The 12,650-nt window shown below is 39.7% G+C and carries 11 protein-coding genes; 4 read left to right on the top strand and 7 right to left on the bottom strand.

The features are described from left to right. Positions 1 to 129 precede the first annotated feature (129 nt). The 7 genes from B4U37_RS06315 to B4U37_RS06285 form a co-directional block, all read right to left on the bottom strand. Positions 130 to 903: an enoyl-CoA hydratase gene (locus B4U37_RS06315; protein ID WP_088017543.1), complete on the bottom strand. Its 774-nt coding sequence runs from the start codon at positions 901 to 903 to the stop codon at positions 130 to 132. Positions 904 to 994: 91 nt separating this feature from the next. After that, a complete protein-coding gene (locus B4U37_RS06310) occupies positions 995 to 1,372 on the bottom strand; it encodes a MaoC/PaaZ C-terminal domain-containing protein (protein ID WP_088017542.1) in 378 nt (125 codons plus the stop codon). A 1,061-nt stretch (positions 1,373 to 2,433) separates the two neighbouring features. Then, complete coding sequence (locus tag B4U37_RS06305; protein ID WP_088017541.1) at positions 2,434 to 2,730, bottom strand: hypothetical protein; 297 nt, start codon at positions 2,728 to 2,730, stop codon at positions 2,434 to 2,436. A gap of 337 nt (positions 2,731 to 3,067) precedes the next feature. Then, the gene (locus tag B4U37_RS06300) at positions 3,068 to 4,555 is read right to left on the bottom strand and encodes a coproporphyrinogen III oxidase (RefSeq protein ID WP_088017540.1); all 1,488 of its coding nucleotides are present in this window, start codon (positions 4,553 to 4,555) and stop codon (positions 3,068 to 3,070) included. Positions 4,556 to 4,721: 166 nt separating this feature from the next. Further along, positions 4,722 to 5,582 (bottom strand): Cof-type HAD-IIB family hydrolase, encoded by an 861-nt coding sequence (locus tag B4U37_RS06295; protein ID WP_010198469.1) that lies wholly within the window; start codon positions 5,580 to 5,582, stop codon positions 4,722 to 4,724. A 162-nt stretch (positions 5,583 to 5,744) separates the two neighbouring features. Further along, entirely contained in the window at positions 5,745 to 6,104 is a 360-nt protein-coding gene (locus B4U37_RS06290; RefSeq protein WP_088017539.1) for a YlbF/YmcA family competence regulator, read from the bottom strand. A gap of 246 nt (positions 6,105 to 6,350) precedes the next feature. Further along, complete coding sequence (locus B4U37_RS06285; RefSeq protein ID WP_088017538.1) at positions 6,351 to 7,484, bottom strand: DUF445 domain-containing protein; 1,134 nt, start codon at positions 7,482 to 7,484, stop codon at positions 6,351 to 6,353. Between the two features lie 117 nt (positions 7,485 to 7,601). On the opposite strand from B4U37_RS06285, the gene B4U37_RS06280 reads away from it, so the two are divergent. From B4U37_RS06280 to B4U37_RS06265, 4 genes are read left to right on the top strand one after another with little or no spacing between them, the layout of a single operon-like run. Beyond that, positions 7,602 to 8,978, top strand: a complete 1,377-nt coding sequence (locus tag B4U37_RS06280) for a YheC/YheD family endospore coat-associated protein (protein WP_088017537.1) — start codon at positions 7,602 to 7,604, stop codon at positions 8,976 to 8,978. 1 nt (position 8,979) lies between these two features. Beyond that, positions 8,980 to 10,038, top strand: coding sequence for a YheC/YheD family endospore coat-associated protein (locus B4U37_RS06275; protein WP_088017536.1), 1,059 nt, complete (start codon positions 8,980 to 8,982; stop codon positions 10,036 to 10,038). Positions 10,039 to 10,052: 14 nt separating this feature from the next. After that, entirely contained in the window at positions 10,053 to 11,417 is a 1,365-nt protein-coding gene (locus B4U37_RS06270; RefSeq protein WP_245840062.1) for a YheC/YheD family endospore coat-associated protein, read from the top strand. Then, positions 11,414 to 12,607 (top strand): YheC/YheD family protein, encoded by a 1,194-nt coding sequence (locus B4U37_RS06265; protein ID WP_088017534.1) that lies wholly within the window; start codon positions 11,414 to 11,416, stop codon positions 12,605 to 12,607. The genes B4U37_RS06270 and B4U37_RS06265 overlap by 4 nt, the downstream gene beginning before the upstream one ends. The last annotated feature ends 43 nt before the right edge of the window (positions 12,608 to 12,650 follow it).

Genomic DNA, 12,650 nt, shown 5'->3' with positions numbered 1-12,650 from the left:
AAGTATAAGTGAAGTTCTTCTTCCTGGTAATGTACCGGAGGATTAAGTGAATATAAGACTGTAGGCTTAGAAAAAAGCTGTTAAATACAAAAGCTGCCCCATTCAAGGAGCAGCTTTTTCCTCTTTATTTCATTTCCCGCTAAATTGCGGCCTTCTCTTTTCAACAAAGGCACGAATACCTTCTCTATGATCTTGAGACACCCTCATTCTACGCTGTGCATTCTTTTCCAACTCTAGAATTTGTTCTAGGCGTGGCAAGGATTGCTTTGTGTATATTAATTTTGTTTCCAACATCGCCTGCAATGGAGCTTGCAGAAGTGCTCCAACCCTATGAGAAATTTCCTCTTCCATTTGATCTCCAACCAAACTATCAACAAGCCCCAATCCATGGGCTTCTTCAGCAGAAATCGTTTTACCTTCCCAAATCATCTGTTTAGCTTTCGCTTCTCCAAGACGTTTTTCCATGAAGAAGTGACCGCCACCATCAGGAATTAAACCGATCTTGATAAAATTCATCGCTAGTTTTGTAGAAGTGTGAGCAACAACAAAATCGCTGGCAAGTGCAAAACTTAAGCCTAGCCCTGCAGCAGCACCGTGAAGGGCACTGATTGTCACTTTTGGCATGGTGTAAAATTTAGTAACGATGGAACCAATCGTATCCATCACCTGGTCAAAGTCTCCGCCCACATTTTCTTGCAGCATCATTTTAATATCTCCACCAGCACTGAACGCATTCCCACTTCCTCTAACAATAACCACTTTGACATCCTCATTTTGCGAAATTTCATCCAGAACACGATCTAATTCCTCTAACATTTCCACATTCATCGCATTTAACGCCTCAGGTCTATTAAGCTCCAAAACCACAACCGAACCTTGAATTAACACATTAACCGTACTCATCCCAACACACCCTTTCTTACCTTTTATTAGTTGAATTTTCTGAAATATTAAAGTTCTGTGCGGGGGTCAGACCCCCGCAGGAATTTCTCTTTTAATCTCGAATAATACCATTACTGCTGCCTAGGAGGACTTGTTTGCCTTTTTGGTTGGTGTAGATGGATGTGACTTGGACTTGTTTGTAGCCTTCTTGTTGTTGGACATTGGTGAGGGTAGCTTCACAGGTGATGGTGTCGCCTGTAAAGACGGGCCGGAGGAATTCCATGTTCATTTCTCTTGCGATATAATTCATGTCTCCCCCGATTTTGGTGCCAATACTTGCAGTCAACAGACCATGAACCATTAGTCTGCCTTGCTCATCTTTTTCCAAATGATGCATGCCTTGATCTCCTGAAACCTCACCAAATTGAAGGATTTCTTCCACAGTGAATGTTCTCGAATAAGTCAGTACTTCACCTGTTTCAAGCTTCATCCCATTCCCCCCTCTAAGATATATATATCTAGTATAATATGAAAGCGCTTAAAAATGAATGATTATTCACTCATTTAGTAAAAAATATAAAAGGGATGAGAAAAACCTGGTAACTATGACCGGTTTACTTGAGAAGGTTGTAACCCTATTTTTAATATTTCAATGTTTCATCAAAGCTCCTATCCTATTTAACTGTATAGGGACCCATTTTTAAAACATGTATATTATTTCTTAATCTTTTTGAAAATCATCCAAAACAAAAACAGCACAATTGAAATTATTAGTATAAACGTTACCAAGCCTTGCGGATTAAATGCTCCCACCTATAACCACTCCTTATAATTTAGTATGTAAAGCTCTTGAGTTAAATCCCTTATAGTTTGTAAATGTCTGTAACCTTAACGAGAGGACTTCCATTCAAAAATCGCCCTATATAGCTTAGCAATTAAGTATTTGAAACTTTTCTTTTCCTAAACGATAATACAATTGCCATAACAAATAAAATTACAGAAATGAAAATTGTTGTTCCCGAACCAATAGGTGTTAGAATCCCTAAGACCAATATTATTATTCCGATTACAATTAAGGTGGCAACCAATATAATTCCTCCTTCTTTAAATCACTTTATATCATTCAACAATCGCTCCTAGATTGATGAAGATATTTGTTACCTTGTAAACAGTCAAATTAAGATAAGTACGATTACAATTACAGACCAGATAATAGCCTGCTTATTCTTCATATTCAACCCCCACCTTTACAAAAATCCATCAACAATCCTCCTTCTATAAAGAAAGGAAATCACACTCTGCAACTATCACTCCTAGATTGCCGAATAAAAGAAGCCCCATCTAATTTAAATGAAATTTTGTTTTATCAAGAAACATTAATAGTTTTTTCAGTTGTCATATCATAAAATTGGCTCAATTAGTGTTTAGTGTTGATTTGTATGACAAAAAAGACTTCCATAATTATAAATCACCTTATAATGTATATTTTACTTTTGGTACTAGCACCTAATTAACTCAATATCATAGTGCTTAATTGCCGCTGACTTATTATTAATATATTTCTTGTGGATTATTATTTTCCCGTACTATAAGATATTTGGCAATCAAAGCAACTACAATAAAAGCTGTACAACTATTAGCGGTATTATTACCTGTGAAAAGTCCCTCTTTAATAAATTCAAAATATATTAAGATATTAAGTATAAATGAAATTAGAAATCCCACTAATGAAGTAAAAAATAAATAATTGCCGAACAGTGTTCTTTTAGTAGATGATTTTTTGTTGGCAGAAGCAAAAATGAATATAAAGCCAATAATCAACCATAAGACTATAAAATAACCAATCACTTGCTCAACTCCTTTATCTAAATTTTATATGTTGTTAAACAATCCTGCTTTTTTTGTTGAATAGTTGTTATTATCTGTCTTACCAAATACTTTAACATATTTTTCTAGCGACTGTGGTCTCGCTCTACGAAAAAACCTTAAGCAAATGAAGCCATCTTGTTGATTGAAGTGGAAGGCGCGCAGACGCCAGCAGGAGGAAGGGACAGGTGAGACCCCAGAAGGCGAAGCCTGAGGAGGCTAACGGACCCGCCCGCAGGCAAGCGAAGCACCTGGAACGGAAATCAACCGATTCTCCTATCAAATAAAAAAAGCGAGGACCTAAGTCCCCACTTTCCTGTTAGTTTCTAGATGAAAAGAGTTCTTCCAAAATGCGAATTTTTTCATCCGTATAATGTTCAAAACCATCATTATAGGACTTAGGATCTTTCGGATTGGCAAACCGCGTAATCTTCCCTGTTTCTGGGTGTACAAACTTACTTGATGCCCCACATCCAAGTCCAATGACCGTCTGTTTCTCTTCCATAATCATGATGTTATAAATACTGTCCTGGCCTGGCAATGCATATCCTACATTCTCCAAATTACCAAGTATATTTTTCTGACGATATAAATAATACGGTACATAATTGTGGATAGTGGTCCACTCAGTCGCCATATCCATCATCTTCCCGATCTCATAACGATCTGCCACCTTGTAGCGATTCTTATTTTGCGTCATTTCAGAAGCTCGTTTAAATGATAGCGTATGGACCGTCAATGATTCCGGCATCAGCTTTTCCGTTTCTTCTAGTGTATGGGCGAACTCTCCCACCCCTTCACCAGGCAGACCGATGATCAGGTCCATATTGATATTATTCATCCCCATCTCACGCGCAAGGTGGAACTTATCAATAGTTTCCTCCACGGTATGATGGCGACCGATCGCTTTCAATGTTTCCTGTGTATAAGACTGTGGGTTGATACTGATGCGGTCAATATTCCACTTTTTCAATACTTCAAGCTTCTCCGGTGTTATCGTATCGGGACGTCCGGCTTCCACTGTTACTTCGCGAACTTTTTCCATGTCAGGGAACGAAGCATACATCTGCTCATAAAGCATGTCCATCTCTTCTGCCGTGATACTTGTAGGGGTGCCCCCACCATAATAAACCGTGGTAATCTTAATTCCTTTTTCCTTCAACCAGGCACCGATAGCATCGATTTCATGGTGTAGTCCGCCAAGGAAGGAGTCCACTTTCCCTTGTTTTCCATTAATCGCATAGGCAGGAAATGTACAATACGCACATTTAGTCGGGCAGAATGGGATCCCGATATAAATGCTGACTTCATCACCCAAGTCATGTAAATCTGGCACAACATCAAGCTGGCGATCTACAATTTGCTGCATTAAGTCTATCTTCTCATCTGTAATCAAGTAATCTTCACGCAGATGTTGATGGACTTTTTCTTTCGGTTCTCCCTTTTGAAGCTTGGAGTGAAGAAGTTTGGTTGGACGGATTCCTGTTAAGATTCCCCACTTTTGAATAATTCCTGTATGCTCTTGCAGAAGAGTCAAATAAACATAGGACACGGCTTGTTTTTTACGGCGAAAGCTTTCTTTTTCGTCTGAATCGCCCAATTCTTTCTCATGGGAACAAGTAAGTTCGCCGAGTTGTCCTTTTACTATAAACGTAGTACCTTTCTCTTCCGCCTCAAACGTTACCTTTAATTCAGAGGATGGGTCTTCTCCCAGCACCACTTCTGTTTCTTCAAAAAATAAATCCGCAATCAATGATAACGGACGCTGATATCTATCATCATGCAAACCTTTTATAGCAATCTTCAATTTAATCACCTTTCACACTTGCCTTGTTTTTCAGCAAGATTTTTCACTTCCACTAGTGTAACGGATGTAGCCGATGCATATCAAGATAATACCGTTAGAAAAGAAGTATCCATGACAAATAAAAAAGACAAACTCCACTTACAGAGTCTGTCTCTTCCCTACTATACTATATTTTCATTTTATTTAAAAAGGCAATGCGTTGTTGTTTACGGAAATGTTCCTTAATCATATAGGCTACTCCGTTTTCATCATTGGTTCGAGTAATCCAGTCCGCAGCAAGCTTCACTTCTTTAGGGGCATTCCCCATTGCTACGCCGAGTCCGGCCACTTCAATGATAGGCAGGTCTTCCATCGTATCACCAATAACCACCATTTCCTGCGGTGGAATTTTCAACACTTCACCAAGAGTCAACAAACCATCCATCTTTGTTCCACCGTCAGGTAAGATATCCACTTTTCCGTCAGCATGAACAAGAATTTCAATCCCCTCAAACGCGGATTTCAAGGTTTTCAATACTCTTTCTCTCTCTTCTGGCTCTGTAAAATAAACCTCTATTTTCGGTGGTGCAATAGGATTGTCAATTAACGTATCCCCTAAAGACTCCACAAATTGCATTGGGTAAATTAATGGATCACTAGAACCTAGTACTGCCCTAGCCATCAAGTTGTTGGCACCTCGAAGTCTGTTTCCAATGGAATATCTTTCGTGCAAGATCCTTACGGTACAATCATAATTTTCAAGCACTTGCACAAGATTGAATGTCTTATCCTCTGACAGCCGTTTCACATGAAGAGGTTGCTCCAGTTTAGAGGCAATAAATGAACCTCCATGTGTCACTAAAAACGTATCCAGTTTCAGAGATTTAGCCACTTTCTTAGCAAAAGCGAAGTTTCGGCCGGTCACTAATGTCACATAGACTCCCTTGTTTTTCACATACTCTATCGCTTCTTTCGTTTCCTTTGCCAATCTTCCATTTGATTTCAATAGCGTTCCATCTATATTGATGGCGAGCAGGCGGTATATCATGGAGAGACCTCCTTATCTAAGATGTTTGTACTTATTGATATGAGTATGAGGAAATTTGGGGAAATAGAACATAGGTAGCATCAGGTAGAGAAAAAATGAGAAAGAAAAAAACGCACCTTTATAGATGCGTTTTTCCCTGACAAGCTTCTATCCACCCAACTATTAGTTAGCGGAATCTACGTCGCTGTATAGTTCTTCAAGAGGCTTCATAATGATTTTGTTTAGTTCGCTTACCATCATGCTCATGCGTTGCTCAGCTTCCATAAGTTTTGCGATTGCTTCGTTTTGTTGAACGACTGCAACCGTTTTTTGAGCTTGTTCTACTTCTTCTTGTGTGATTTCTTGACCGCTCATTTGTTTTTGTTGAAGTTCAAGTTGAATGTTGCGGAAGTTTTCGAACATGTTTTTTGTTGTTTCGTCAGCGAATACCTCTTTATATAAAGTTTGTAAGTTTTTGAACTCGTCACTTTCTTTTACTGCTGTTTCTAGGTTGTACGCTACATCGTATACGTTGTTTGCCATTTGTACGTCATTCCTTCCTTTTTTGCCCATCTTTCAGGCATGCTAGTGACCAGTATAACAAACATGCCAGAGTCATTCAAACCATAAGGGGGAGGAGTTTTTCTAACTCCTGTAGATTTCCGTTTCAGGTATTCGCTTTCCGCGGGACGGTGCTTGAGCCTCCTCGGCTTCGCCTGTGGGGTCTCAAGCTACCGCTACTTCCCGCCGGAGTCTCTCACCTTGCACTCCAATCTACAAGGGATATTATTATAAAATCAGCACCAGCAGTCCTTGTAGCAGTCCGATAAGGCCGCCTAGTAGGGCTCCTAGGTAGGTGATTAGTTTTAGTTCGCGACGGGAGACGGAGAGGACCATTTCTTCCACTTCTCGCAGGGAAAAGGATTCGACCTGATCTCGCACCACTTCCTCGAGCTTTAATCTTACAAGCAGTTCTTCTAATTTCTCCAGCAAGAGCTCGCTGCCTGTGGAGAATGCGGAAGGGATTAATTTGTCCATCATCCATGGATAGATAGGTTCTATTGCTTCCTTCACCGTTTTATTCATCCATTTTGGAACGTTCACTGTACGATCTATAACTGTATGAAGAGAGGTAAGTATTGCTTCTCTAGAGATTTTATTCTCGAGATCTTGAACCTCCATCTCCTTCAATTTATTCCACTCGCGATACAGAACATTTATTAGCACATCTTTTGTACCATCATGTTTGAGGAATTTAATGATTTCCGGCTGCACTTTATCGACCAACGGATAGTTGCCCATAAACATTTGGACCACACTTCCCAGTTTGCCTCTGGTTGCGATAAAGTCGTTGATCATTTTAGACAACTGCCTTTTCCCTTCCACACTTTCAAAATGGTGGATTGCTTTATTCAGGATGAACTCAGATACTGCAGGAATATTGCTATCAACAGAATGCAGCAAATTCGCCGGAACTACCTGTTGAATAGGTTTCGAACGCAATTGTGTCATAACCTCTTCATATTTACTCTCCACGATTTGATGTAAGTTTTCTTGAAAAAGTGTTTCTGCGTCCTCTATTCCAAACTTCATCAGTACTTCTTGGACACTGACTCCTTTTTCAAGGTATCGGTCCACCTCTTCTTTAATCCATTGCTCTGACTTTTCCTTAAAAGAACTGTTCATTAGTCTTCTTTTCATACTTTCTGCGGTCAAAAGGTGCTCCATCACCAATTTTCCGAGTTGGTCTGCAAGTTCCGCTCTTCTTTTTGGTATCAATCCAGGCGTAAAAGGCACTCGTTTTCCAAAGATATAAACAGGATTATATGGTCTGAAAAGCATTCGAATGGCAAGGGAATTGGTAACCCCTCCAATCAAGGCGCCGATCGCCATCATCATCACAATAACAAACAAGATATCCATCTATCGTCAACCTCTTTCTAATCACCGATTTATCTGCATTTCAATACTATAGATTGTGGGGCAAATTCCCCTGTTTCTCCTAAACAGCCTAACCTTAGACAAAAATGAGGGAAAAACATGAATTTTCTAGCAGCAAGGGTAATACCTTTTGAAAATAATACACCTGTACCAATTATACAAATAAGTGAAGCTTTAGCAAAAAAATTAAAGCTTCCAGAACATATATCTTTACTTACCATTCAATGCAGCCGGAATACAATGACGTGTAATATCGTAACTATCAATATAGTAGAAAACGTGTTGAAGATGGACCGCAGTATCCAAAAGTCCTTGTTTCTTTTTGAAGAAGAACGAACATACCTCATCACGTATAACAGGGAATCCAACACACTCCATATTGGTCCTGTAGTCGCACTCCTCACTGAAATCGGAATGAAGGATGAAGATTGTATCGACCTTAAGTCTATTGAAGAGTATTGCATGGAGTTAGCAAACTATTCTGAGGATATCGGCATTATCTTCTATGTTTTCTCGCTTCACAATCATTGGAAAGAAAAACATATAGAAGGATACTACTTAGAGAACAGTAACTGGAACAAAGCGTTGCTTCCTTATCCTCAAGTGGTGCATAACCGTCTCCATAAACGTACGAATGAGAAGAGTGAAATGTTTCATGAATTAACCGAACAACTGCAAGAATGGGAGATTCCTTACTTTAATGATCATTTTCTCAATAAATGGACAGTGCATGAGCAACTTGCCGCCGCTGACCACTTGGCCCCTTATTTGCCAGAGACTGCACTATTTTCAGCCAAACGTCTGGAGTCATGGCTAGAAACTCACTCGACGCTTTTTTTGAAACCAATCAATGGCAGTCAAGGAAAACAAATATTTAAAGTCTCTAAAACGGAAGAAGGATTCACACTAGATTACTCTTCCTTTCAACAACAAGTATCACAACCATACAGCAGTATTACCGATTTGTACAAGCGACTTTCTCCTGAAATTAAAAAAAGACAATATATTCTTCAGCAAGGGTTAGACCTTCTTCACCTAGATGGGAGGCCGGTTGATTTCCGCTATTTGTGTCATCGGGCTGAAAACAATCGCTGGCAGGTTACCTCCTCTACCGCCAGAGCATCCAAGAGCGGTTCATTCGTCTCAAATCTTGCCCAAGGGGGAGAAATGCTTTCTGTCACACATGTCCTTCGAACGAAATTTGACACAAAGGAACTACCCCAAATCCGTAAACTTTTAAAAGAATTGGCACTTGAAGTGGCAAACGAAATCGCGGGTGCCTCAGAAGGGGTTTTCGGTGAATTGGGCATTGACCTTGCTATTGATACCGATGGTCATCCTTGGATCATTGAGGTAAATACCAAACCTTCTAAGAATTTAGATCAACCAGCAAACCCAAGAATCATCCGCCCTTCTGCCAAAGCTGTCATCATTTACTGTCTATATCTTATACACGAACACTTAAAGGAGAGATAATATGATCACCCTAGGTGTCCTCTCATTTTCACAACCGACTTCTTATCTTACAAAAATAGCCGAACATGCTGCGAAAAATGGTGTCATGATGTGCATCATTTCACCAACTCAATTAACAGAAAGTAAATCTCACGTATCAGGCCTTATGTACACTTCAGACAAAAAGGAATGGAAGGATGCCACCTTTCCCATTCCTTCCTTTATTTATGACCGCTGTTATTACGGAACGAAGAAAGCGCAACTCTTTAAGACAGGAGCAGATTCATTGAAGTTGCAGGAAAATGTACAGTTCCTTGGATACGGACTTCCAAACAAATGGGATGTCTATAACAAGCTATCATCCATACAGGAAATTCAACCTTTCTTTCCACTAACAAAGAAACTAACCAGCGTCACATTTTTCTTATCTCACTTCCGTCTAAAAGACAGTTGGCTTATCAAGCCCATCAACGGCTCCCAAGGGAGGGGATTAATAAAGGTCGAACGAATCGAAGGTCAATATATCGTAAAAGAAGTGGTTCAGCCAGGAGAATCACTCTATATATTTAAGACAGACCATCACCTAAAAAAGTGGCTACATAGCCGTATGAAGATTTCAGAATATATTTTCCAACCATTTTTACCTTTGCAAAATAAAAAGCATGTTCCATTTGATTTAAGGATATTTTTACAAAAAAATGAAGATGGAAACTGGACAGAAAGAGTAAGGTGTATCCGGACAGGCCCAAAGAGCCATATTACATCCAATCTTGCAGGTGGCGGGGAAATGCTTCCTTTCTCTGTCATTACTCAGGGCTTGCAACGTGCAAAAAGAGAGGAATTAGAAAAAAAGTTGCAGGTCATCGTGGAACATCTTCCTTCTGCGATTGACCAGTCGATCTCCCCTCTTTTTGAATTAGGAATAGACATTGGGATAGATCCTGACTATAATTTATGGATTTTAGATATTAATTCAAAGCCCGGTCATAAGATAGTAACAATGGCTTCTCCTTCTGTACAGGCAGAAATCTATGAAGCCCCGAGCAAGTACTGCATGTACTTGTCGTCTATCAAAAGGTGAACAAACGGGAGTTGATGATGATGAAAGCACTCATACCTGTTAAATGCAGAGATGACTTAAAAGAACACCAAATTCTTGTTCCAGAACAGATCAGCGACGTCCACATAGAATCGATAGCTTTTGGAACACACCAGTATCCCTGCCATGGAATTTTACATGGCGGGCATTCTCTTTATCTTTCCGAATCATTATTTAAAAAGTTGCTCCTTCCTTATGAAGGGAACATCCATGTATTCGTCCATGAAGGCACTCTTCACCTTGGCCCACTGATTGGAATTTTCACAGCTGGCTTTACCAGTTCCATGATTCGGCCTATAGGAGAACGTTCTTTGTTTTTCTCCAAACTGCTTTCAACCGAAAGAAAAGTCGGTGCCTATATGTTTCTTTTCGGTGCCAATCACATTGATTGGAAAGAGGGTACAATGGAAGGCTTCATGTTTACAGAACATGGCTGGAAAAAAAAGATTCTCCCTTTTCCACATGTCGTTTACGATCGCCTTCCCAACAGGCGGACAGAAAAACACAGGCTACTTGCCCAAACGAGAGAAAAGATGCAAACAGATTATGCAATTCCATGGTTCAACCCTGGCTTTTTTAACAAATGGGATATCCATCAAAAGCTGATGATTGAAGAAAATATCGTCCCTTACCTCCCAGAAACGCATAATGACGTGTCCATTGCGAAAATGGAAAAACTATTATGTAAGTATCCTTTCATTTATTTGAAACCTACAAATGGCAGTCTTGGCCTTGGCGTTTACAAAATCATTTATAACCGTGAAGAAGAAACATATTACGCACGCTATAAAAATGAGGACTTTGTCAATAAACTGCAGCGCTCCTCTTCCCTTGAAGCCTTATTGACTCATGTTTTGAAAAATAAGGACTTGTCCTGTTATCTCATTCAACAAGGCATTCCATTACTCAAAGTGGATGATTCCCTCGTTGATTTTCGCGTTCATACAAATAAAGACGAGCAAGGAAATTGGGTTGTAAGTGCGATGGCCGCGAAACTTAGTGGCAAAGGAAGCATTACCACCCACGCCAACAGCGGCGGAGTAATCAAGACGGTTTCTGAAATCTTTTCAGATAAAACCGAACAAGAGGCAGTCATCCATAAATTGTCTCTAGCTTCCCTTTTAATAAGCAATGCCATTGATACACATATGCCGGGGTTTATCGGTGAAATTGGATTTGATTTTGGACTTGATAAAGAGCACAAGCTTTGGATGTTTGAAGCAAATTCCAAACCTGGCCGCTCCATCTTCTATCATCCAAAATTGAGAAACGAAGATATTTTAACACGCAAGCTGTCTATTGAATATGCGGTGTATTTGACCGAACATACAATAAAAAATCCGGAAGGTGTTTTTTCATGATTGAACTTTTTTATGAGATTGCCTCCCAGTCTTGGTACCAGCGCTTTGATGATGAGAAGAAAGTGACAATGGGAAAGTACTTTTCTGTCCCATATAAAAATGAGCATACCAGCAAATTTCTTAGCTTTTCTTTTCTGCAAAAGGACATGAAAGCAGGTCCGCTCATCGGTATCCTAGCCAGTCCAAAAAAGGACGGATTTGTAGGGAATATCGGCCTTTTTAAAAGAATACAACGAAACCTCCAACAATCTGGTGGTTTATCAATAATAGTTACTCCACAGCAACTTACAGAGGATGGAATGGATGGGTTTTGTTATCTGCCAACGCACGACCATTGGGTGAGAATACAAACTCCACTTCCAGATCTTTTGTATAACCGCTTGTCGCGATATGAGGACGAAAAACTTTTCTTAGAGCAAACAGAAAAACTGACCTCTCTTTATCACATTCCCGTTTTCAATCCTCATTTTTTTGATAAATGGGAGTTATATTTACAGCTGAGAGATAATGAGTTATTGAAACACCATCTACCAAAAACGGACCTTCTATCTGAAGAAGCCTTAGCCGAGTACCTAACAACATACCCTCAAGTGTACGTAAAGAAAAGAAAAAGCAAGAAAGGAAAAGGCGTTTTCCTGATCGTACGAAACGGAAACACTTATTTAATGAAATCAACAACCACTACCACCGTCCTATTTCCCTCGATAAGTAAACTAGCCAGTTATTTTGAAAAAGAGGGATCCTTAAATTCTTACATCATCCAAGAAGCCATAACCACTTTGCCGATGAAAGGCAAGAAATTCGATTATAGAGTATTGGCTCACTCAAGTGGCAACCGCTTTGCTATTACTGGGGTTGGCGTTCGAATGGCTAAGAAACAGCAGGTAACCACCCATATCCCTTCTGGCGGCGTAATAGTAGCGACAGAAGAACTTCCGGTTACAACCGACCATGAAACAATAGAAGAGCTAATTAACCAATGTGGAAAACAGCTCACTTCCTTCTACGATGATATTGGGGAATTTTCGGCAGACATTGGAATTACTCCTGAAGGTAAACATTACATTTTTGAATTAAATGCCAAGCCGATGGATTTTGATGAGTCCATAATCAAACAACGGGCCACTGAGAGTATTACCAAGGTTTTCTATGACCGTTCTGGATTTCTTATGCAGGAATCCTCCACGTAATGTCGAATAATGTTACAAGTCGACATTACATCATGAGGAGGAA

The sequence above is a fragment of the Sutcliffiella horikoshii genome (assembly GCF_002157855.1).
Lineage (GTDB): Bacteria > Bacillota > Bacilli > Bacillales > Bacillaceae_I > Sutcliffiella_A > Sutcliffiella_A horikoshii_C.
Note: the sequence above shows the minus strand (reverse complement) of the source record. Positions and strands in the feature narration are given on the sequence as shown.

Coding starts and splice junctions, on each gene's coding strand:
- B4U37_RS06285 (WP_088017538.1), bottom strand. CDS start 7,484: ATGGATATCTTGTTTGTTATTGTGATGATGATGGCGATCGGCGCCTTG.
- B4U37_RS06310 (WP_088017542.1), bottom strand. CDS start 1,372: ATGAAGCTTGAAACAGGTGAAGTACTGACTTATTCGAGAACATTCACT.
- B4U37_RS06270 (WP_245840062.1), top strand. CDS start 10,053: ATGATGATGAAAGCACTCATACCTGTTAAATGCAGAGATGACTTAAAA.
- B4U37_RS06275 (WP_088017536.1), top strand. CDS start 8,980: ATGATCACCCTAGGTGTCCTCTCATTTTCACAACCGACTTCTTATCTT.
- B4U37_RS06280 (WP_088017537.1), top strand. CDS start 7,602: ATGAATTTTCTAGCAGCAAGGGTAATACCTTTTGAAAATAATACACCT.
- B4U37_RS06295 (WP_010198469.1), bottom strand. CDS start 5,582: ATGATATACCGCCTGCTCGCCATCAATATAGATGGAACGCTATTGAAA.
- B4U37_RS06290 (WP_088017539.1), bottom strand. CDS start 6,104: ATGGCAAACAACGTATACGATGTAGCGTACAACCTAGAAACAGCAGTA.
- B4U37_RS06315 (WP_088017543.1), bottom strand. CDS start 903: ATGAGTACGGTTAATGTGTTAATTCAAGGTTCGGTTGTGGTTTTGGAG.
- B4U37_RS06265 (WP_088017534.1), top strand. CDS start 11,414: ATGATTGAACTTTTTTATGAGATTGCCTCCCAGTCTTGGTACCAGCGC.